The following is a 22,465-nucleotide window of genomic DNA, read 5'->3' as shown; positions in this document are numbered from 1 at the left end:
AGTGAAGAATCTTATATGGTTATAAGTAAGATTCTTCCTTCGTCAGAATAACAAAAGTCAAATTATTTAACCTTTGGAACAACCTCTTTTTAACTTAAATGTTCTTTTACATTCTTTTTATAGGTTCTCCCCAAAGGAAGCTCATCGCCATTTTTCAAAAAAACATGGCTGGAATTATACGAATTGATATGTTCTGATAATACAATATAAGACTTATGAATTCTAATAAATCCGAAATGCTGAAACTTCTCTTCAAAATTGGACATTCTTTCCAGAATCATATACTTTTTCAACGGCGTCATCAGCACAATATATTCCCCGAATCCCTGTATCCAGAGAATATCTTTTAGAAAGACTTTATTCATCACATAGTTGGATTTGAACATAATAAAGTCTTCTTGTTGCTGACTGCTTGCTGAGCTTTTAAACTGAACAAAATCCCTTGCCTTATTGACTGCTTTTTTAAATGTATCAAAATCTACAGGTTTGATAAGATAATGAACAACATCAAGCTCAAAGGCTTTTACTGCATATTTTGTTTCCAGCGTAAGAAAAATACACAGTGGTGGATCGGGAAGCTGTTGCAAAAGCTCTACTCCATTCATCCCAGGCATATTGATATCGAAAACAACCAGATCTACTTTATTGGCTTTCAGAAACGCCAGTGCTTCTTCCGGTTTCTGAAATGAAGCCAGCAGTTCAACCTCTTCAAGCTGATCGCAATATTGTTTTACAAGCTGTAATGCAGGATATTCATCATCTACATTAACGATAGTCAGGTTAGCCATTGATAGTAATTGTTAAAGCAATTTTATATTGATCATTTTCTTTCGGTCCGGAATAAAATTCATATTGATCAGGATAAAATTTTTCCAATATATGAATAATTGCTTCATTACCCAATCCATGATAATCAGATTCAGCTACAAGAGTTCTATCTTTCCCGACAGAATTTATGATTTCAAAATACAGTTCAGAGCGCTCAATATTACAGAATAGCTTTATAAAAGCATGAGCATCTTCTCCAATTGCCGAATGTTTTAAAGCATTTTCAAATAAAGTAAGAAGTATAGCAGACGGAATTTCAGCAATGTCAAATTCTTCCTGATCTTCAATATCCATTACAATATCAAGCTGGTTATTGTATTTAAGCTGATACAATGCAGCAAGCGCTTTCAGGGAAGAAAACTCCTGAGAAACCGTTACTTTTTCTTTTCCACTGTCGTAAATAATATATTTCAGAAGTTTGCTCAACTGCAAAATAGAATCCGATGTTTTCTCCGAATGGGTAAAACTATTGGCATATATATTATTAAGGGTATTCAACAAAAAATGAGGATTCAGTTTAGACTTCAGCAAATCAAGATAAAGCTGATCTTTCTCTTCTCCAAGGCTGATCACATCCTGTTCTATTAAAAATTTGTCTTTGGTAATTCCCAAAAAAGAACCCACCAGAATGATGATTCCTTGTGAAATGTACACATTATACAGAAACCCTACATGGTAACCCTCACCACTGAAATCCATCTGGAAAACGGCAGGTTCCCACAAAATTCTGAAAAGGCTGGACCCTAAAAAAAGGATTAAAGCATAGAGAATAAACTCCGGATACTTATTCGATAAATAGAATCTGGGCACCAGATAATAATACACCAGATAATAAATTCCCACATTGAAAATTGTATTCAAAATAATACTTATCACCAACTGATTTGAATCCAGGAAGTAGTTTTCGGTGAAATAAGTCATCAAAATGAAGATAAAAAGGAAAAAAATGTGCTGAAACCTCAACAAAAATTTCCAGCGGTACGTCATAAGGCTTTTCAGAATTTTACCACTAAATAAAATTCTGATAATCAATAATATAATAATAAAATTAATGATTAAAAACATAGTCCATACCTTATTTTGAAACGCATCAAATATAATATCTTTTTGTCTCAAAATGCAGTTCGTTGAGAAAAACTGTCATTGATTGAAAAAATCCGGGCCCGCTCTTCTGAATAAATATATTTGAGAAACCGCAATATTAATCAAATATTACATGAAACTTAATATAAAATCAACGCTTATTTTATCATTTTGTCTACTGAATGGCCTTTTATACAGCCAGAGCAAAGACAATTATAATATGTGGTTTCAGTACCTGATGTCAGCAAAGCTGACTGATAAAAGTACTTTAACTGCGCTTACCCAATACCGTTCTTTTGACCTGGCTTATGACACCCGACTTTTCCTTGTGAATGCCTATGTAGATTATGAAGTGGCAGAAAATATAAGACCTGCCGCAGGAGCCATGTTTCTGATCCTAGAATCTTATAATGCCGACGATTCTAAAAAGATAAGATATGAAAAAAGGCCTTTCCAGCAAGTAACTGCTGAGTATTTCATCGGGAGAACCTCCATCTCCAACCGTCTTAGAGTGGAAGAACGTTTCCTCAGCAATCCCGATGAATTTGAGGTAAGAATCCGATACCTGATCTCTGTACGAATTCCTTTCAATAAAAAAGGAGAAAAAGAAAAACTCTATGGTATTCTTAAAAATGAAATAAGAATGAATGTGGATAAAGTAGAGCCTTTCGATAGCAATCGTATTACCGCAGGTCTTGGAATAAAAGTAGGCAAAAACTCTGCATTGGAACTAGCCTTCATCAATCAACTGGAAACCGGAAAAACAAGTAATTACGGATTTATAGGATTCAGAAACAGTTTTGACTGGAGAAAAAAGAAACAACAATAATCTCATTAATATTTATAGATAACTATGCTTACATTTCTTGGTTTTTTAATGATTTTCATCTTCATGATTCTCATCATGAACAAAAAGATGACTCCTCTTACCGCTTTAGTCCTTGTGCCAGTTCTTATAGCTGTAGTAGCAGGATTCGGGCCTGATCTGGGGAAAATGATGAAAGATGGAGTAAAAGAAATAGCACTTACGGGGGTTATGCTGATTTTTGCCATCCTGTACTTCAGTCTGATGATTGATACCGGGCTTTTTGAGCCACTTGTCAATGCCATATTAAAAGCTGTAGGAGATAATCCTGTAAAAACAACCATCGGAACTGCCCTTCTCACCACTTTAGTTTCTTTAGACGGTGATGGCTCTTCCACTTACATTATTGTGGTAGCAGCATTACTCCCTCTTTATAAAAAGCAGGGAATGAACCCTCTGGTTTTAACCTGTATCATCATGCTTGCAGGTGGTATTATGAATATTCTACCATGGGGTGGCCCTACCGCAAGAGTGATGAGCTCCCTTAAACTGGGGCATACTGAAATATTTGTTCCTATGATTCCGGTTATGCTGATCGGGCTGGTATGGGTATTTTTTGTGGCCTATATTCTGGGAGTGCGGGAGAAAAAAAGAATCAGCAAACATGGAAAATATACCAAATACAGCGGACAGGATATTGCCGGTGAAAATGACCCCGCATTAAGACGCCCAAAGCTTATTATTGTTAATTTAATTCTGACCATTGTTCTGCTTTGCGTTATGATTCTGGATATTATTCCTTTGGGAATTGCCTTTATGATTGCCTTCTGTATCGCTTCTCTGATTAATTACCCGAAACTGAAAGACCAGCAGAAAATTATTTCAAAACATGCAGGAAATGCGTTATCTGTAGCAGGAATGATCTTTGGAGCGGGAATTTTCACAGGAATCCTGAATGGAACCGGAATTATGAATGCTATGGGAAACAGCATTATCAGTATTGTTCCTAAAACCTGGGGCGGCTATCTGAATGTCATCACCGCAATATTCAGTGTACCACTTACCTTTTTCCTTACCAATGATGCTTATTATTTTGGAATATTACCTGTGATTACAGCTACAGGCAGCCAGTTGAATATTCCTCCTGATATTTTGGGACGTGCCAGTCTTGTAGGGCAGGCTTCTCATTTATTAAGTCCATTGGTGCCTTCTACTTATCTGCTGGTTTCCCTGGCCGGTGTAGAATTCTCTGACCACCTGAAATTCACCTTAAAATGGGCTATCGGATCATCAATTGTAATGTTACTGAGTGCTTTGATTCTTGGTATTATATAAGGTTATATCTTTGAATATTGTAATCTTACCATCTATAAAAAGTGAATGATGAAAACTGCCAAGCAAAAAACATTTACCGACTCTTATCTAAGAAACCTTACGCTTTATGTATTCACAGCAATTATCTGTGGAGCATTGACCGGTTATTATTTTCCGGAAGTCAGTAAACATCTGGAAACGGTAAGCAGTTATTTTTTCACGCTTCTTGAAGTTTTGATTATTCCTGTTATTTTCATTGCAGTAACGTATGGGGTAAGCTATATTTTCAGTACCAAAAATGCTTTTAAAATTGTAAGCCAGATGGTTCTGTATTTTTTAATCATTACCTCCATCAGTATTTTATTGGGAATCGGGTCTGGTCTTCTTTTAAAACCGGGTGCCAATACAGGAATTATTATTTCTTCTCATAAAGAACTCCCTGAAAGGTTTTTAATAAAGACTTCAAACCCATTACACATCAGCAACTATGTCCTTTTTCTTTTAATCTCAATTTCTGCAGGAATTGTGATTGGTCTTTCAAAGAAGAGGAATAACATTTTTAAAGCTTTAGATGCGGGAAGAAATTTGTTTTTCAAACTTATCAAATATGTTTACCTGTTTCTTCCTATCGTCATTTTCTCTAATATCGCCTACGGAATTTCAGTATATGGAATTAATACTCTCCTACCGTTAAGCAAAATTGTCGCTACGGTATATCTTACCAGTGTATTTTTTATTTTCGGGATATTAGGCGTTTTAACGGCTTACTTTAAAATTAATCTTTGGGATTTTCTGATCAGCATCAAAGAAGAAATAATTCTTGTAGTGGCAACATCTTCTTCAAAAACTGCCTTCCCAATGATCTTTGACAAAATGGAATCACAAGGCTATGACCGAAAAATTCTTCGTCTTATCATTCCTCTGGGATACAATTTCAATCTGGCAGGAGCGTGCATTTATCTTTCTATTTCATGTATTTTCCTCGTTCAGCTTTACAATATTTCTCTTATGCCAATGGATTATTTCTGGCTTTTTATAACAATTTCCATAGCTTCCAAAACCGCTTCCGGAGTTCCAGGCTCAGGTTTTCTTGCCCTGATGTTTACCCTAAGCAGGTTTGGAAAAATTCCCACCACAGATCTTGCGCTTTTATACAGCATAGACCGCTTTATGAATGAAGCCAGATCGGTTACCAATTTCATCGGCATTTCAGTTTCTGCTGCCATTATTTCAAAACTTAATCAAAATTCTATTCCCTTAAAAAATGATATTTCCTGATTTTACACACCTCTTCAATGACATCGTAGAAAACCCTGCAAAATCCATTGCTATTATCGGCAATCTTATCCTGATCGAAAGCCTTCTTTCTGTAGACAATGCAGCAGTATTGGCAACCATCGTCATGGATCTGCCCGAACATCAAAGAAAAAAAGCCCTGAAATATGGAATCCTTGGAGCCTATGTATTTCGTGGACTGGCTCTTATTTTTGCCTCCGTACTGATTTCCGTGTGGTGGCTGAAACCATTGGGAGGATTCTACCTGATCTACATTTCCTTTGACTGGTTCATCAAAAAAATTAAAAACACAAATGATGAAGAAAATCCTGATGAAAGTCCGGACAAAGAATCCAGCTGGCTGTATAAAAATTCCATCGGATTATTGGGTCAATTCTGGGCAACGGTTGCTATCGTAGAAGTAATGGATCTTGCTTTTTCTATAGATAATGTTTTTGCAGCAGTGGCTTTTTCAGACAATTTACTTCTGATTACGCTGGGTGTATTTATAGGAATTCTAGCGATGAGATTTATTGCGCAATGGTTTGTTCGCCTCATGCAGGTATTCCCTTTCCTGGAAACTGCAGCTTTTATCGTCATTGCTATTTTAGGAGTTAAACTAAGTTTGTCATTATTTGAGCATTTCTACCCTGCTACGGCATTCGCTCAGTTTTTAGCCAGCCATACTATGGAAATATTAGTTTCCGCCATCACTGTTCTTTTGTTTGTAGTACCGGTAGCGACGAGCTATGCTTTCGGATTCCCGGCCCGTAAAAAATAATTTTTCTGCCAAATTTTCACATTCGGAAATAAAAGTCTGCCATTTCAGCCACCAGTGTCTCATGGCATACATTTAGAGAATTACAACACAGAAATAATTAAAAAATAAATATATTATGTCAGTAAACTTTAAACCATTGGCAGACAGAGTTCTGGTAGAGCCAATCGCAGCAGAAACTAAAACAGCTTCAGGAATCATTATCCCGGACACTGCAAAGGAAAAGCCGCAAGAAGGTACTGTAGTGGCAGTAGGTCCTGGTAAAAAAGATGAGCCTACAACAGTTCAGGTAGGTGACAAAGTTCTTTATGGAAAATATTCAGGTGCTGAATTGAAGTTGGAAGGTAAAGATTACTTGATCGTAAGAGAAGCTGATTTATTGGGAATCATTGGGTAAGCTTCTGGCTATTGGCTTCTGGCAAATGGCTTTTTTGAGTTGAAATTAATTCATGAGAGATTTTAAAAAATTTGAAGTGTGGCAATTAAGTCATCAATTGACTTTAAAAATCTATACTTCAACCTGAAGTTTTCTAAAAGAGAAAATTTTTGGACTCACCTCTCAAATCAGAAGATCATTTGCATCCATCGGATATAATATTTCAGAAGGAAGTGGCAGAAATTCGGATAAAGAATTTGCCAATTTCATCAATATTGCACTGGGATCATCCAATGAAGCTGAAAACCAATTGATTCTTGCTAAAGATTTAGGATACATTCATGAAAATGATTTCCAAAATCTTTTGGAAGAATTGACAACACTAAAAAAGAAGCTTGTAACTCTGTGGAACAGGCTCAATGGAAATTAAAAAATAAAGTTAAACTAACGAATTCGCAAAGCTAAGAGCTATAAGCAATTCGCCAAAAGCTAAACAACATGGCAAAAGAAATAAAATTCGATATTGAATCAAGAGACGCTCTAAAGAGAGGAGTAGATGCATTGGCTAATGCAGTAAAAGTAACTTTAGGTCCTAAAGGGAGAAACGTAGTCATTGAAAAATCTTTCGGTGCTCCACACGTAACTAAGGATGGTGTGTCTGTTGCAAAAGAAATCGAACTTGAAGACAGAGTAGAAAATATGGGAGCGCAAATGGTAAAAGAAGTAGCTTCCAAAACTAATGATATCGCAGGAGACGGTACTACTACCGCTACTGTATTGGCACAGGCTATCGTAAGAGAAGGTCTTAAGAACGTAGCTGCTGGTGCTAACCCAATGGATCTTAAAAGAGGAATCGACAAAGCAGTAACTGCAGTTGTTGAAAACTTAAAAGCACAGTCTCAGGCTGTGGGAGATTCTACAGATAAAGTAAAGCAAGTAGCTTCTGTATCTGCTAACAACGACGAAACAATCGGTGCTTTAATTGCTGAGGCTTTCGGAAAAGTTGGTAAAGAAGGTGTAATCACTGTAGAAGAAGCTAAAGGTATCGATACAACGGTAGATGTTGTAGAAGGTATGCAGTTCGACAGAGGTTACCAGTCACCTTACTTCGTGACTAACCCTGAGAAAATGTTAGCTGAACTAGAAAACCCATATATCCTTTTAGTAGAGAAGAAAATTTCTTCAATGAAAGAATTGTTACCGGTTCTTGAGCCAATTGCACAAGGTGGTAAGTCTCTATTAATCATCTCTGAAGAAGTTGAAGGTGAAGCTTTAGCTACTTTGGTAGTGAACAAACTAAGAGGTTCTCTTAAAATTGCTGCTGTAAAAGCTCCGGGATTCGGAGACAGAAGAAAAGCAATGTTAGAAGATATCGCTATCCTTACAGGTGGACAGGTGATTTCTGAAGAGCAAGGTTTCACAATGGAAAACATCTCTTTAGACATGCTTGGAACTGCTGAGAAAGTAACGATCGACAAAGACAACACAACGGTTGTAAATGGTGGTGGTGACGAAGCGAAAATCAAAGGAAGAGTAGCTCAGATCAAAGCTCAGATGGAAACTACAACTTCTGACTACGACAGAGAGAAACTTCAGGAAAGATTAGCTAAGTTAGCTGGTGGTGTTGCTGTACTTTATGTAGGTGCTGCTTCTGAAGTAGAAATGAAAGAGAAAAAAGACAGAGTAGATGATGCACTACACGCTACAAGAGCTGCTGTAGAAGAAGGTATCGTTGCAGGTGGTGGTGTTGCTTTAGTAAGAGCAATTAAATCTCTGGACAATCTTTCTGGTGCTAACGCTGACGAAAACACAGGGATCAAAATCGTGAAAAGAGCGATCGAAGAGCCATTAAGACAAATCGTTGCTAACGCAGGTGGTGAAGGTTCTGTAATTGTTGCTAAAGTAGCAGAAGGAACAGGAGACTTCGGATACAATGCGAAAACTGACGAGTATGTTCAAATGCTTGAAGCAGGAATCATTGACCCAACTAAAGTAACAAGAGTTGCCCTTGAAAACGCAGCTTCTGTATCTGGAATGCTTTTAACAACTGAATGTGTTATCACTGAAGTGAAGAGCGCTGAACCAGCTATGCCAATGGGTGGTGGAATGCCAGGAATGATGTAACAACGTGTCGTTGAGACAATTTAATATATAGACCGCTCTGCTTTTGTAGGGCGGTTTTTTTGTGGAATATGGTTTCCCGTAAGGAATACTTATCTTAATATACTAACTTGTCATGAAATATTATACCTTGTAAAATTATTGTAATGCGTAGATTTGGACTTAACCCTGCTACCGCACGATTGCATCGTGTGGCTCGGTTAAAATTATATAATTTATAATACTGTAACCACACGAAAGGATTCGTGCGGTAGCAGAGAGAAATGGCGAAATACCGTTAATCACATTCTTAAATAATTATTTGCCCCGCTACCGCACGATTGTATTGTGTGGCTTTGATTTTTTCATATATTATTAGAATCTTTAATTTATAATATTATAAACACACGAAAGGATTCGTATGGCAGCGGGGGAAATATAAAAGCTATTCTAAAAGAACAATTTTTTGTTCAAATGCTCTCTATTTAAATTTGAACATACAGATACTCTCTCATGTTAATTTAATATCTAAATTTGAATGTTTGTAACAAAAAAACAAATTAAGAATGAAAATTAATTGCAACAAATGTAAAAATGAAGTGATTACTCTAAACTTTTCTGAAGAACAAAAGCTTGATCTTTATATTTTGATGCAAAACGATTTAAAAGTATTTGCTGAAAAAAAATTAATTGACGAATTCAATGTAGACAAAAATGAAGTAAAAATTATTATTCAACATTTAAACAATAGAAATGGCAGATGTGCAGAATGTGAGTTTGAAAAATTAAATGGAGAATATATTGAATGTCCCAATTGTGGTGCTTTTAATTATAATCTTAATGAACCCATGTTTAATTTAGAATTTTGCAGTCATTTAGAATGGTCTCTGGATTTTAAAAACATTGAAAATGAAAATATAAAATATTATACGAAGACTTTTTGGTGTGATGGTATAAAACATTTACCAGAAGACACAAAATCTCTACTTTATCATAATATTGAAAACAACAAGCAAATAATAACAAAAGCCTGGATTGGATATAATGGCAATGAAATTTATGAGATGAAAATAAAGTTTGGGAAAAAAGCTATAGCAAATTATAAGAATAATAAAAGTTTAATCGAATGCATTCCAGGAAATAATGAAAATCCGAATTGGATAAAATTATTTATGGAAGATAAAAAGATTGAAATTCAATTAAAATAATAATTGTTGCCAGCATGAGTTTGCATCACTGTAGAAGACAGTAACCTCGTTCTACAAATTCTCCCGGCTTTGCGTCAATAAAAACAAAACCCAAAGTCAGGAGACTTCGGATAGCAAAGAGATTATACTAATTAAAATTCAACACTTCCCCAACGCTTTTTTTTCAGTTATACGATCATAACAATATATATTCTCATGAAATCAAGAGTTCTCTTTATTCTTATTATTCTAATTTCTTATAGTTGCTCACTAAGTAAATATAATAACGTTCCTGTTCAAAATGAAATTGATCTTTCCTTTAAAAGCTTCAGTGAAATTAAAAAAGAAGAAATGGATAAAAAATCAAAAGATATTACTCTTGGGTATTTTTGGGGAATTGGAGAAGATATCTATCCCGCTTTTGAAAAATATAAGTTTGAAATTCCCAGATCATATCAAAGAAACGAAAACAATTTCATTCTTAAAGTAGATTATTTTTTTACCAAAGATGAGCAAATCAAATTCAAATCTTATGAATGGAATGAAAATGAAAAAATTGAAACTTCGAATGAAATGTTTAACGAAAAATTCCACGAAATAAAAAAATATTTAACTGAAAATCTTGGAAAACCATCCCTTGAAGTATATGAAGATTTAGAAAAATCCAAAGATGAAACAGTAAGGGATGATATAAAATGGCACAGTAAAAATTTAAATACCTACTTATTTCGTTTCAGAGGAAAAGGTGGATTTGATCAAATACGTTTGGCAATTTATTGTGATTAAGAATATTGTTATGAACAGAAGAACGTTAATACAATAAAGTTATACATGAAAAAAAAATTACTCTTAGGAATATTGTTCTCTATTTCAATTTCTTTTCACATTAAAGCTCAGGATTTTCCACAAAAATTTGAAAAGGAATTTTGCACCTGTTTATCTGGTAAAACAAATTATACTGATGAAACATTTAAAACTTGTTCTTCTGAAGTAATGACAAAACTTCAGAAGGATTTTGAAAACTTCCATAACAGCACAGCGAACAAAAACAGAGATGATTTCATGAAAGACCTTATGATCAGATTAATAAATAATTGTGATCCTTTCTATATTCATATGGCTGATTTAAAAAGAACAGGAATGGACAAGTTTAGAAATGATTATAAGGAAATAAGTATTGATTCTCTAAAAAATAAATTTACTGAAACAAAGCTTTTAGCTGATTATTGGGAAATAGCCAACTGGTATTTTGCTCATAATGAAAATGAACAGGCCGAAAGGATGTATAAAGAAATTTTAAAAAATGAACCTGATCAAATAGAAGCGGCTTATATGTTAGGGGCACTTTATGATGAATCGGGAAAATACAAAGAAGCAAAAGTATTATACGACAAAGTGTATGAAAGTACAGGAAATATACAGTACAGATTATATTCGGAAATGGATTTGAAAAGGATAAAATGATCATTTCGTTACAAACCATATTGCGGGAAACAAAACAGGATATTGTTTTGTTTCCCGCAACTTGTATAAGACTTCCGGAGGTCTCGGGAGATTCCAAACAAGATTGTTTTTAACTTTCGTAGAATTCGTTTGATGACAAACATATACGTTTGTGACTTTCAGAGAAATCATTTAATGAAAACCCACCTCCGCAAAGTCCGACTTCGCAGAAATAAAACAAAATCCACCAACACTCTAATTTTTATCCCCAAACTTTCTCTTATCTTTGTTTCAATAACAATCTGAACAGTGTTGACGAGGTAACACCAAAACAAAATATGGCAACAAAAGAAGAATTCTGGGATAGGAAAAAGAAATTAAATGATGATTTCTTCGTGATGGGCTCCGTGGCCCATCCTGCAACCGAAGACCAAATTAAAAAATATGAAGAAAGCACAGGGTTTACCTTCAGTGAAGATGTTAAGGATTTTCTGACCTCATTTGGTTCCTTACTTTTTGAAGTCAAGGAAGAGATATGGAAACGTCCCCAGGAATTTGATGTTCTACCAAGCTGGAAATTCGGGTATGGCTTTTTTGTGTACGGACTTTCGCAGGATGAAGAAATGCCTTCATGGATGGGATTTGAAGAAAAACATCAGGAAGCCCTTGAGTATAAAGAGAAACCATTGGGACAACTATTTTTCAAGCGCAGCGGAAATCTCTACAGAGCCTATACCGACAACGGAATCATAAAAATTGAGTATGACAAATATGACGAAGAAGATTATGAAGTATTTGAAGGAAATATTTATGATTTTTTAATTGAAGAAATTAATAATTTAGAACAGGATTATCTGGAATATATCAACGAAGGAAAATCCTGATGTATTTTACACAACCTTATAATTTCTGATTTTAAGTCTATAAAACAAAAACACTAAAACTTACTACCATTGAAAACAAAATTATTATTCCTGTCATTTTTGGGTTCCTTGCTGACCCATGCACAAAAGCTTCATTTCCAAAAACTCGCCGGTATGTCTGCAGGCAGAGGGGCCATAACAAGTGTAATAGTGAATGATAATATTTATGTATCCAATGGCTATACAGCAGATAAAGAAGTCAATTATATTGAGAAATATAATATTACTGATGACAGTTGGAGTATTTTCAATGCTACTCTAAGTCCCAAAAGATTTGCTAATTCGGAGGCTTACAATAATAAGATCTATATTTTTAACGGTTTGGGGAACTGTCACCTTGAAATTTTAGATCTTGCAACCAATACCGTAACCGAAGGAGCAATTAATCCTTATTATGCCGGCGGTTCCGGTTCTGCCATACATAATGGTAAAATATATGTGTTTGGAGGAAGTGGATTAAACGGAGCCCCTATATATTCCGATAAATTTCAGTATTACGACATTGCTTCAGATACCTGGCATCCATTACCGGATATGTCTATAGCTAAAGAAACAAAAGGCAAAGTTGTTAATAATAAACTGTATGTAATCGGTGGTTTTAACGAAACTTCGTCTAATCTGATAGATGTTTACGACCTTAATACGAATCGGTGGACCAATCAGTATAAAATGCCTGTTGGGATATCCGGCCATTCATTGGCAGTAGCCGATAATAAAATTTTCATTGTGGGTGATTATACTAATCAGGATTTTCTGGCCTATTTTGATACTGCCAACAATAAATTCTACCAGTTATCATCCGATATGACTCCCCGAAGACACGCAGCTGCAGAAGTATATAACAATAGATTATACATCATTGGTGGAAATACAAGTACTCTTCCCTCTTCCTCTATTAAAAGTACACAATTTGCAGAGATTAATGAGATAATGTTCAATCTGAATATCCCGTTATCTCCATAGACAAAAAACATCAATACCCAACTCCTCAAAGTCGGGAGACCTGGCGCCATCAAAAAATAAAATCCAAAGCCTCACACTTCAGATTCAGCTTTTACATATATTTGTTTCTATCAATATGTAAAACAAACACGAAATCTTACTACCATTGAAAACAAGATTATTATTCCTTTTATTTTTTTGCTCACTGCTCACCTATGCACAAACGCTTCAGTTTAAAACTCTCGCTAATATGTCTGCCGGCAGAGGAGCTACAACCAGTGTCATCGTGGATGATAATATATATGTGAGCAATGGATATCAGCAAAGCGGAGGTAACGCCAGTTTTATTGAAAAATATAATATTACCGATAATAAATGGAGTCTTCTCAATGTTACTCTAAGTCCCAAAAAATTTGCAAATTCGGAGACTTACGATAATAAGATTTATATTTTTAACGGTTGGGGAAACAGTCATCTTGAAATTGTAGACCTTGCCACCAATAAGGTAACGAAGGGAGCTGTTAACCGTTCTTATACCGGAAATGCAGGTTCTGCCATCCATAATGGAAAAATATACGTTTTCGGTGGCAGCGGACTCAACAATGCTGCAACCACTGTATTTTCTAACAGATTCCAATATTATGATATTGCTTCCAATACATGGCATCCATTACCGGATATGCCCACTGCCAGAGAAGCAAAAGGCAAAATTGTGAATGATAAATTGTATGTCATTGGGGGTTTTAACGGTACTTCATCCCGCCTGATCAATGTTTACGACCTTAACACTAATCTCTGGACCGATCAATATACGATGCCTTCCGGGATATCCGGACATTCATTAGCCGTATCGGGTACTAAGATTTTTATAGCAGGAGGTTATAATAATCAGGCTTTTCTTGCCTATTTTGATACGACAACCAATAAATTCCATCAGTTGTCATCCAATATGATTCCCAGAAGACATGCTGCAGCGGAGGTATATAACAATAAATTATACATCATCGGCGGAAGTACAACATCTTCCACCAAATCAGCTATTAAAAGCTTACAAGCAGCTGATATTACTGAAAGTGCACAGGACACAAAAGAAAATTAAATACACAGCATACTCAAAATAAAACAATTGATGATAGACGAAATTTTAGTACAAAAAATGATTGAAGATGAAATTCATCCTGATTATACCATCTTCAAATTTTATGAAACAGAGCCTTATATTTTTATTTTCTGGAAGCATAAAAAATATGATAAAGATGATGAAAGAGGAAAGTTAATTGGAGTCGGACCTATTGTTTTTGATAAAGCACAGAAAAATTATACCATTTTGGGTTCCGGATCAAACAATGCGCATTATTACAAACATTTGCCAGACAATCTCTTTGATGAATACAGAATCATCAATACTTTTGAAAGTATTAAAGCTGGAATTGTAAGGAGAAAGTATGTAAATACTGATGATGTTGACAGATTATGTCAGATTATAACTAATGGCTGGGCCAGTGTTGATTTTGACATGCATTATCCTAAAGATTATGATGTAGAAACTCATATTATTGCTGTTTTAAAAAACAAAGAACAACAAGGCACCATCATCAACTTCTGGAATGAAATAGGTTACCAATATAAAATACTGAGTGATACAGAAATATTACTTTGGAAAACAAAAGACGAATAAAAAATTAAAAATCAGAAAAGATGGAAGTCCTTATGATAAACAATAACTAACACAGGTTGATAATCAAATTTAAATAAAAAACAATGAGAAAACATATTATTTCAGGTATTTTAGTTTTAATTTTTCAGGCATTCTCTGCACAGATAAACACAGATCTTATTAAAAAGAATGTCACTGAAAATCCACAGGAAAATTTTTATAAACTTTTAGACGTATTCAAAATAAATCCTTCTGAATTGACGCAGGAGCAGTTGAATCAATTGTACTACGGAAGTAAATTCATAAAAATTGATTACACCATTGGAAATTATAACAGTGAATCCGGAACATTCTGGAAACCTGCTCAAAAAAGACTGTCAAAAAGTAAAGCTGAGAAAATGGTAACTGAAGCGGAATCAAAATACGCCATCAATCCTCTCAACAAAAATTTACTGGATGATATGATGAATATTTATAGCGCACTTGATGATCATAAAAAAAGAGAATTATGTGCTAAGCAAAAAGATGTAATCATTCAAACGATAGAAAAAAGTGGTGACGGAAAAAGTGAAGAGACCGCTATTTGTGTTTTAACCCCTGGAGAAGTTTTACAACAACTTGAAAATCTTGCTACCTCAGGCCCTAGAGCTGAATTCAGTCAAAAAATGAGACAACTTTCAGACGGAAGCATTCTAACCATTTATAAAATTGGAGACAGAGAAGTATTTGTAAAATTAGTGGGTGGATATTTTTTCTAAAATGATTTCCACTTTAAAGCATACAATTTATTTTTCTTAGTCCAGACAATATTTAACCATGAAAAAATTATTCTACATTTCAATTTTCCTGTTTAGTTTACAATCATTTGCTCAGGCAGGGCCGCCTCCGGTAGGCTACCCAACTGAAGAAAACAAAATTTTAATTGACAAACTGACGGAGACCGCAGAATTAAAAAGGTATATCTATAATTACTGCATTGATAGGATAGAACTCGCATCAAGATTAGAAAAATGGGATGAAAACAAGAAGAATGAAATCATAAAAAGTATTCATCTTGAAAAAATGGATGATGCCATCTATAACTCATTCAGCAATTACACCAAGGAAGAATTACAACTACTCATTGAGTCATTCAACAAATTACCAAAAAGAAAATCATACATCATTCCAATGCCTTTAATCTTACAGTTGAGAGTGGAAGGGTTTTCTAAATCATTAATTAAAGGAGACTATTTATAATAATTTGAATGAAAAGAAGTAAAATATTTTGCGAACATACCACTGATGATACATCTCCGTATTGATAAAATTAAAGAAAAATGGACCAGTGAAAATATCAAACTAAATTCGCCCGCAACATCAGAATCCATTAAAGCAGCTGAGAAAATGATAGACTTTCAATTTCCGGATGATTTTAAAGAATTCTATTTAAAACTGGATGGATTTGCAGATTGGGACTGGACAAAGAATATGTTTTCCATCTGGCCGTTAGCAAGAATTCTGGAGGAGTATCATAATGAAAATGATAAGAGTTTCATTGTATTGGCAGATTATCTGATTAACGCTCATCATATTGGTTTTGTAAAAGGGAAAAACGGGATATTTAAAAATACAGATGAAATGCATGTGAAGATAGCAGATACTTTTTCTGAAGCAATCTTTCTTATCCATACAGATGCAGATATTCTGTATTGATGTCAATCCTTGTCGTAGACAGTTTTTTTATCCACAAAGATTCTCTTGTTATTCGTAGATTTGGAGACTAATAATCATGATATGAACGCTCAGGAACTTCAAACATTGCTCACCGAAAGAGCTGAAAAATTTCATCTCAAAAATGAAGCATTTCACACGCTCCGCAAAATACTCTCAGAAGATCCTGAAGAATTGATAGGAGGCTTTGCCCGCCACGAAATTACTTTTGTATTTGAGGGATACCAATATCTGATTGAACAACAATATCAAGAACCTATTATCCGGGCAAGAATAAGTCTTTGTGTGGAAAACGAAATCTATCTTAAAAACCTAGAAGCCATCGGGTATTATGATCTTGAAATGAATTTTGATGGCGAAATAGTGGACGACTGGTTGGTAATTGATAAGGAAAAATACCTGAAAGACATTGGAATCATATCCTATTTTCAGGAGATGAACAAAAAGATGCCTCCTCAATATTTACGAAGAAACCACAGTGAATATAAATTTGTTTCTTACATCTCCCTGATTGGAACACTCTTCATCAGCAAAGAATTTGAAAGGGTCGGAGTATTTATCAACAGAGCAAACACTTATTTAAATGACACCAATAATGTTTTACCAGATAAAGATTATTTAAAGAAATGCCGATATTTTCTGAAAATAATGACCCAGTACTTACTGGAAAACAATTTGTTATCAGAAAGTTTAAAACAAAGATTGACAGAGAATAATAATCCACTTCGCTAAATCTGTAACCTTGTATCAATATTAGAAGAAATGTTATGAAAAAAAGACAATTTAAAAAACTGGACAATTCAATTTCAAGCTTTCAATGGATAAAAAAGAAAAGTGAAAGATATTGGCAGAAAGTGGATCTGATGGAATGCTGGGGATTCCAGATTCAGGAAGGAAGCAAATGGAAAAAAGGATTGTCGGAGTCTGAATTAGAAGATTTCCAGAAACAACTGAATATCACCTTTCCTGAGTCATTAAAAAACTATTACAGAACAATGAATGGTCTTGACAAACCGGGAATTGACAATAATGGTGGTGAAGGAGAAATTGATTTTGGTCCTATATTTTATTCCTATCCTGATGACATTCCCATCATAAAAGCAAGAATTAAACTGACCATGGAAGCCAACCGTGTGACGGAAGATATTATGAAGAACCAAAATGTTCCTTCTATTATCCCCTATTTAGGACATCGTTTTTTAATACTGGATCATGAAGAAGCTGTTCTTTCAATGTTTGGCAATGATATTATATTCTGGAATGGCAATTTAGCAAAAGGAATTGTAAGTGATATTTTTTTAATTCGTCATGCTGAAAAAAAGAAAATTGATACAAGCTCATTCTGGAATAAAAAAATTGGGTAGTTTAACTAAATAGTTCTACTTAGTTACTTAAATCGTTAAATTACAAGAAGTCGGAAAATTTCTGTAAATATTCAGAAGTAAAACATCCATACAACAATATGAAAAAAGCATTTGAATTTCTCACCCATTTAAAAGAAAATAACAATCGGGAATGGTTTGCCAGACATAAATCCGAATACGATGTCATTGTAAAAGAAAACAAAGTTTTTTTTAATCAGATTTATACCGAGCTTCAGGAATACGATAACCTGAAAGGAATCCATATTTTCAGAATTTATAAAGACGTTCGTTTTTCCAAAGACCAGACGCCTTATAAAACCAATTTCGGAGTGGGATATTCCCGTTCGAAACCTATGTTGAGAGGTGGATATTATATTCAGCTGGAACCGGGCAACAGTTTTGTAGGCGGTGGATTCTGGGGTCCTGAAGCTAAAGATTTACTTCGCATCCGTAAAGAATTTGAAATCAACAGTTCAGAAATTGAAAAAATTACCTCAGATAAAACTTTTATACAATATTTTGGACAACTTAAAGGAGACGCTGTAAAAACGGCACCTCGTGGGTTTGATAAAAATCATCCGGCTATTGATCTGATCAGAAAAAAGCAATTTCTGGTAATGCGGAAATTTACAGATACGGAGGTTTTATCGGACAACTTTCAAAAAGAAGTAATTCAAACATTACTTGCCATGAGACCTTTTTTTGATTATATGAGTGAAATTCTGACCACGGATATGAACGGGGAATCTTTATTTTAAAAAGCCATGAAAAAAACTTCTTTATTCATTTTTACATCTTTTATAGTATTGAGTTGTTCTGATAATTCTCAGAAGACAAAATCGATGGATTTTCGCAGTTTTAAACTTCAGGCTCCTAAAGACTGGAGCAAACTGAAAATGGATGCTTATGATAGTAATGCCGGAATTATCATCACAAAAAATAATGATTCGATTTTCTACGATTATGGACCTTATTCAAATTCTCTTGAACAGCTTTTAGCTCCTGTTATCAACCGAAAAGATTTGAATGAACTCTTAAAAGTAAATCCAAAAATTGACACTACATTATTTATTATCCTCAATGAAAATGATAATCCGGAGGATTTCATTAAAAGTAAAATAACCTATAAAAAAATTGATGGGTACAAGGCAAAAATATTGGAACCCAAACAAGTGGAAAAAGGAATGACAGGAGTTTATATCGACAGCCTCAAGACTGAATCACTAGGAAAAATCAGATTCAATCTATATGGTAAAAATCTGAAGAAAGAAAGTCAGACAGAACTTTTAAAAGCAATTCAGACATTACAGTTTAGAAAATAATATAACTGAGAATTATTTTCTATGGCTTTGAATAAAATCTCTCCAATAAGAGTTTCCCATTAACTTTTTATATTTTTGCTCTGCCGAAAAATTAATAAACCCATGAAACTGTATATTTTATTTGCTCTTTTTGTTATTTCCAGCATAGTAACTGCACAAGAAAAAACATATCCATCCATCAAAAAGGGAGATTTTCCGGAAGGTATTTATATGACTTTGGAGGATGTTTTAAATAAAAAACCATCTTCAACCGAAGAAGTCTATTTCAAAGCCTGTGAAAAGTGTGATTCTCTTGACATGCCGGAAAAAGCATTCTTTTATTTCAAACAAAAAAATAAAAGAGTAAAAGTTCCATTAGCTGTTTCGCATAAAGGAGAAATGTATTTTCAGACCTATCGAAAATATACCAACAAGAAAGATAATGGATATGATCCTGACCAGTATTCAAGATTTTGCAAAGTTTTGAACTATGGAAGATTCATTTATTTCGAAGAAAACATGAAAGGTTTATGGTCGAAGGCACTCTTAGGAGCATTAACTCCTCTTGCCTACTCTATTAATGGAAAAACCAAAGGAATTGTTTTAGATTTAGACAATAAAGAATTTAATATTCTGCAAAATTGTGATGATTTAAATGATTTCCTATCCAAACACGACATTCCTGAATTTCAATGTAATTCAGAAACCTTCACCATTGGAGATTTGAGAACAAAAATTGAAGAAATTAATCTGCCTTACCGCTAAGCTGATGAACAAGCTTAAGTTTATAACTCCAATGAAATCCAGGCTTTTTTTACTTTTTCTCATAATATTTTCTGTGAAAATTGCTGCCTGCAAATGCAATGGCACTCCTACTTTAAAATCTTCATTTGACAGTGCTGATTTTGTTTTTATTGGTGAAATATATGATATTACAGAAGTTCCTTCTGGATTTAAAACGGTCCAGAATATTCTAAGTAAAGTAAAAATCAATAAGACCTACAAATCGGATTCCTATGATGGATTGTATGCACACAATGCTACCCTTTTCGGATCTCCGCTGCATTCCTGCGATGTTCTTTTTACCAAAAAAGGGAAATATCTGATTTTCGCATATGATGAAAAAGTTACCGGACTTCTTTACTCTGACCAATGCTTTATTCAAAAAAAACTGGATGAGCTTTCTCCGGAAGAATTAAAAGAACTGGAGTCTCTAAGTTCTCAGTATAAAAAATTATCTGAAAACTCTGATACCTCCAATGATCCTGAATTTACAGATTTGATTGCGGACGACGACAAACAATCCGACAGAGAAATCAGAGAACAAAAAAGAGAAATATCAACACTCCATCAACAGAATAACAGGTATAAAATCATCATTTATATTTCTATTTTTGTGATCATTATGTTTCTTATAACTCTAATCTTCCTGCGCAGAAAAACACAGCGTTGAAATGAATTTTAAGAGACTCAAAACCTAAATCAATCTTATTAAACATGAAAAAAATAATACTAGACCTTGCCACAACATTAGACGGATTTATTGAAGGACCCAACGGAGAAACCGACTGGTGTATCATGGATGATGATATGGATTTTGATGGATTTCTTTCCGGAGTAGACACTATCTTTTATGGAAGAGTAAGCTATGATGCATGGGGAAATTATCAACCGGAAGAAAATGCAGGTTCGGAAGAACGAGAGCTTTGGGAAACAATTCATTCAAAAAATAAATTTGTCTTTTCCAGTCAGAACCGAGAAGATGAGAATGCAGTTTTTATCAGTTCTGATATTGTGGAAAAAGTTTCAGAAATAAAAAACCAGGGAGGAAAAGACATCTGGTTGTATGGAGGAGCAAGTCTTATTAAAACTTTTATTCAGCATAATCTTATTGATACCTACAGAATATCTGTTCACCCCATTGCTCTTGGGAAAGGAAAACCTCTTTTTGAAGATTTAAAGGAAAGATTAAATTTAAAATTGGTCAAAACCAATGTTTTCAAATCCGGTGTAGTACAGCTTATTTATGAGGTTTAAATAAAAAATAATCAAACAAATCATGAAAAAAATAGTAGGAATCTTTTTTTGTCTGGTGACTTCCTGTACGATGTCTGGACAAAATATTTCTGTCATTGAAAAAAAACTCAACCGTTCTTTTCAAAGAATTCAATACTGGTATGATACAAGCCGCAAGAATATCCTCACTGAAGACTCTCTTTACGCTGCCAATAGAAAGTTCGAAAAATTATTACATCACTATACATCATCCAATCCTCAAACCCTAAAGCACGATTTTAAATCACTTACAAAAAGTGGATTATCTGTCAGTTCCTCGGAAGATGGAAAATTTAGAATCTATTCATGGAATACGCTAACCGGAGGAACAATGCGTTTTTACAGAAGTGTTTTCCAGTACGAATCCGGTAAAAAAGTACAGAGTGAAACGTTGAAAAGTGACATGGAGCAGGATGCAGAATCCAATTACTATCAGATTAATGATATTGTATCACAGAATAAAAAGTATTATCTGGCCCAAAACATTTCTGTATACAGCACAGCCCTATATTACTATAGAGTAAAAGTTTTTTCTATTGACAATGGAAAATTAAACAGTAATGCTAAACTTATAAAAACCACTTCCGGAATTCAAAATGAGTTAAGCTATGAATTGGATTTTACAGCATCTTCTAACATCAATAATTCAATCAAAACCAAAACATTTGAAAACCTGGATATTCAATATGATCCTAAAAAGAAAATCATCAGTATTCCATTAATTCTTGATGATTCTAAAATTACAGAAAAGAAAATCCGTTATCAGTTCAAAGGGAAGTACTTTGAAAAAATATAGTATGAAAAAAATCATTGCTGCTACATTTCTGGTATTAGTTCTAACCCTTTACAACTACCCTGTTTATGACGACAAAAAAATAACATTTGCTATTATTTTTCTTTGTTGTGTTGTTCTTATATTTTCCATTGCTAAACTCTATTCTCCCGAAGAAAAAGGTTATGATTCATTTGAAAAGGAAATGGATAGCCTGCATACATTTGATGGGATATTTGAATACACAAAAGATGGATTTTATTTCAAGCAAAATAACGGAACAGAGTTTGTAAAATGGGATGAAATTATATCCGTATATTCTTTCAGTATTCCGTCTCCATTTGCTAACAGACAATCCGGGCTGGAAATTATTACTGGTGAAAAAACCTATGAATTTGATGATAAAGTAACCCTGGGAATTGTAAAATTAGAAGATCAGCTTTCGACTCATCTTCCAACTTGGGAGCTGGATTCACCAACGGTGAAGATGAACAATTTCGGACTTAAGAAAACGAAATTATATGAAAAAAACTTGCTCTAAAGATAGAT

Annotated in this window: 27 protein-coding genes and 1 pseudogene; 26 read left to right on the top strand and 2 right to left on the bottom strand. The window is 34.2% G+C overall.

Annotated elements, in window-relative coordinates; translation table 11 throughout:
* Positions 1 to 89: 89 nt before the first annotated feature.
* Together NK356_RS14795 and NK356_RS14790 are read right to left on the bottom strand one after the other, a co-directional pair.
* Positions 90 to 788 (bottom strand): LytTR family DNA-binding domain-containing protein, encoded by a 699-nt coding sequence (locus NK356_RS14795; RefSeq protein ID WP_034696133.1) that lies wholly within the window; start codon positions 786 to 788, stop codon positions 90 to 92.
* On the bottom strand, positions 781 to 1,749 hold the full coding sequence (locus NK356_RS14790; protein WP_253317333.1) for a sensor histidine kinase: 969 nt from the start codon (positions 1,747 to 1,749) through the stop codon (positions 781 to 783). Before NK356_RS14790 ends, NK356_RS14795 begins: the two co-directional genes overlap by 8 nt.
* A 295-nt stretch (positions 1,750 to 2,044) precedes the next feature.
* On the opposite strand from NK356_RS14790, the gene NK356_RS14785 reads away from it, so the two are divergent.
* The 26 genes and pseudogenes from NK356_RS14785 to NK356_RS14660 all read left to right on the top strand — a co-directional run bounded on the left by NK356_RS14785 (position 2,045) and on the right by NK356_RS14660 (position 22,457).
* The gene (locus NK356_RS14785) at positions 2,045 to 2,740 is read left to right on the top strand and encodes a DUF2490 domain-containing protein (protein ID WP_253317332.1); all 696 of its coding nucleotides are present in this window, start codon (positions 2,045 to 2,047) and stop codon (positions 2,738 to 2,740) included.
* 24 nt (positions 2,741 to 2,764) lie between these two features.
* Positions 2,765 to 4,051: a CitMHS family transporter gene (locus NK356_RS14780; protein ID WP_034696134.1), complete on the top strand. Its 1,287-nt coding sequence runs from the start codon at positions 2,765 to 2,767 to the stop codon at positions 4,049 to 4,051.
* A 45-nt stretch (positions 4,052 to 4,096) separates the two neighbouring features.
* Positions 4,097 to 5,308, top strand: a complete 1,212-nt coding sequence (locus NK356_RS14775) for a cation:dicarboxylase symporter family transporter (RefSeq protein WP_253317331.1) — start codon at positions 4,097 to 4,099, stop codon at positions 5,306 to 5,308.
* The gene (locus tag NK356_RS14770) at positions 5,295 to 6,086 is read left to right on the top strand and encodes a TerC family protein (protein ID WP_253317330.1); all 792 of its coding nucleotides are present in this window, start codon (positions 5,295 to 5,297) and stop codon (positions 6,084 to 6,086) included. Before NK356_RS14775 ends, NK356_RS14770 begins: the two co-directional genes overlap by 14 nt.
* A gap of 115 nt (positions 6,087 to 6,201) precedes the next feature.
* A complete protein-coding gene (groES, locus tag NK356_RS14765; RefSeq protein ID WP_034696138.1) occupies positions 6,202 to 6,480 on the top strand; it encodes a co-chaperone GroES in 279 nt (92 codons plus the stop codon).
* 142 nt (positions 6,481 to 6,622) lie between these two features.
* Positions 6,623 to 6,889, top strand: a pseudogene (locus NK356_RS14760) (four helix bundle protein); the annotation flags it as partial.
* A gap of 68 nt (positions 6,890 to 6,957) precedes the next feature.
* Positions 6,958 to 8,583: a chaperonin GroEL gene (gene groL, locus NK356_RS14755; RefSeq protein ID WP_034696141.1), complete on the top strand. Its 1,626-nt coding sequence runs from the start codon at positions 6,958 to 6,960 to the stop codon at positions 8,581 to 8,583.
* Between the two features lie 542 nt (positions 8,584 to 9,125).
* Positions 9,126 to 9,767: a hypothetical protein gene (locus tag NK356_RS14750; RefSeq protein WP_253317329.1), complete on the top strand. Its 642-nt coding sequence runs from the start codon at positions 9,126 to 9,128 to the stop codon at positions 9,765 to 9,767.
* Positions 9,768 to 9,962: 195 nt separating this feature from the next.
* Positions 9,963 to 10,532 (top strand): hypothetical protein, encoded by a 570-nt coding sequence (locus NK356_RS14745; protein ID WP_253317328.1) that lies wholly within the window; start codon positions 9,963 to 9,965, stop codon positions 10,530 to 10,532.
* 45 nt (positions 10,533 to 10,577) lie between these two features.
* Complete coding sequence (locus tag NK356_RS14740) at positions 10,578 to 11,210, top strand: tetratricopeptide repeat protein (RefSeq protein WP_253317327.1); 633 nt, start codon at positions 10,578 to 10,580, stop codon at positions 11,208 to 11,210.
* A gap of 317 nt (positions 11,211 to 11,527) precedes the next feature.
* Positions 11,528 to 12,073 (top strand): hypothetical protein, encoded by a 546-nt coding sequence (locus NK356_RS14735; protein WP_253317326.1) that lies wholly within the window; start codon positions 11,528 to 11,530, stop codon positions 12,071 to 12,073.
* A gap of 69 nt (positions 12,074 to 12,142) precedes the next feature.
* Positions 12,143 to 13,075, top strand: coding sequence for a kelch repeat-containing protein (locus NK356_RS14730; protein ID WP_253317325.1), 933 nt, complete (start codon positions 12,143 to 12,145; stop codon positions 13,073 to 13,075).
* A gap of 229 nt (positions 13,076 to 13,304) precedes the next feature.
* Positions 13,305 to 14,153, top strand: a complete 849-nt coding sequence (locus NK356_RS14725; RefSeq protein WP_253317324.1) for a kelch repeat-containing protein — start codon at positions 13,305 to 13,307, stop codon at positions 14,151 to 14,153.
* 30 nt (positions 14,154 to 14,183) lie between these two features.
* Entirely contained in the window at positions 14,184 to 14,732 is a 549-nt protein-coding gene (locus tag NK356_RS14720) for a hypothetical protein (RefSeq protein WP_253317323.1), read from the top strand.
* Between the two features lie 83 nt (positions 14,733 to 14,815).
* Positions 14,816 to 15,469, top strand: a complete 654-nt coding sequence (locus tag NK356_RS14715) for a DUF4919 domain-containing protein (protein ID WP_253317322.1) — start codon at positions 14,816 to 14,818, stop codon at positions 15,467 to 15,469.
* Between the two features lie 58 nt (positions 15,470 to 15,527).
* Positions 15,528 to 15,950, top strand: coding sequence for a hypothetical protein (locus tag NK356_RS14710; protein WP_034696151.1), 423 nt, complete (start codon positions 15,528 to 15,530; stop codon positions 15,948 to 15,950).
* Positions 15,951 to 15,995: 45 nt separating this feature from the next.
* Positions 15,996 to 16,406 (top strand): SMI1/KNR4 family protein, encoded by a 411-nt coding sequence (locus NK356_RS14705; RefSeq protein ID WP_034696153.1) that lies wholly within the window; start codon positions 15,996 to 15,998, stop codon positions 16,404 to 16,406.
* Between the two features lie 81 nt (positions 16,407 to 16,487).
* The gene (locus NK356_RS14700; protein ID WP_253317321.1) at positions 16,488 to 17,156 is read left to right on the top strand and encodes a hypothetical protein; all 669 of its coding nucleotides are present in this window, start codon (positions 16,488 to 16,490) and stop codon (positions 17,154 to 17,156) included.
* Positions 17,157 to 17,191: 35 nt separating this feature from the next.
* Positions 17,192 to 17,788 carry an SMI1/KNR4 family protein gene (locus NK356_RS14695; protein WP_034696155.1) on the top strand — a complete coding sequence of 199 codons (597 nt, stop codon included), beginning with the start codon at positions 17,192 to 17,194 and terminating at the stop codon, positions 17,786 to 17,788.
* Between the two features lie 98 nt (positions 17,789 to 17,886).
* The gene (locus NK356_RS14690; protein WP_253317320.1) at positions 17,887 to 18,546 is read left to right on the top strand and encodes a DUF2461 domain-containing protein; all 660 of its coding nucleotides are present in this window, start codon (positions 17,887 to 17,889) and stop codon (positions 18,544 to 18,546) included.
* A 6-nt stretch (positions 18,547 to 18,552) separates the two neighbouring features.
* Complete coding sequence (locus NK356_RS14685; RefSeq protein ID WP_253317319.1) at positions 18,553 to 19,110, top strand: hypothetical protein; 558 nt, start codon at positions 18,553 to 18,555, stop codon at positions 19,108 to 19,110.
* Between the two features lie 102 nt (positions 19,111 to 19,212).
* A complete protein-coding gene (locus tag NK356_RS14680) occupies positions 19,213 to 19,854 on the top strand; it encodes a hypothetical protein (RefSeq protein WP_034696158.1) in 642 nt (213 codons plus the stop codon).
* Complete coding sequence (locus NK356_RS14675) at positions 19,826 to 20,542, top strand: hypothetical protein (protein WP_253317318.1); 717 nt, start codon at positions 19,826 to 19,828, stop codon at positions 20,540 to 20,542. Before NK356_RS14680 ends, NK356_RS14675 begins: the two co-directional genes overlap by 29 nt.
* A gap of 44 nt (positions 20,543 to 20,586) precedes the next feature.
* Complete coding sequence (locus tag NK356_RS14670; RefSeq protein WP_034696160.1) at positions 20,587 to 21,126, top strand: dihydrofolate reductase family protein; 540 nt, start codon at positions 20,587 to 20,589, stop codon at positions 21,124 to 21,126.
* A 22-nt stretch (positions 21,127 to 21,148) separates the two neighbouring features.
* The gene (locus NK356_RS14665; protein WP_156106452.1) at positions 21,149 to 21,940 is read left to right on the top strand and encodes a hypothetical protein; all 792 of its coding nucleotides are present in this window, start codon (positions 21,149 to 21,151) and stop codon (positions 21,938 to 21,940) included.
* Between the two features lies 1 nt (position 21,941).
* Positions 21,942 to 22,457, top strand: a complete 516-nt coding sequence (locus NK356_RS14660) for a hypothetical protein (RefSeq protein WP_253317317.1) — start codon at positions 21,942 to 21,944, stop codon at positions 22,455 to 22,457.
* The last annotated feature ends 8 nt before the right edge of the window (positions 22,458 to 22,465 follow it).

Source organism: Chryseobacterium sp. S0630 (assembly GCF_024158915.1).
Taxonomy (GTDB): Bacteria; Bacteroidota; Bacteroidia; order Flavobacteriales; family Weeksellaceae; genus Chryseobacterium.
Note: the sequence above shows the minus strand (reverse complement) of the source record. Positions and strands in the feature narration are given on the sequence as shown.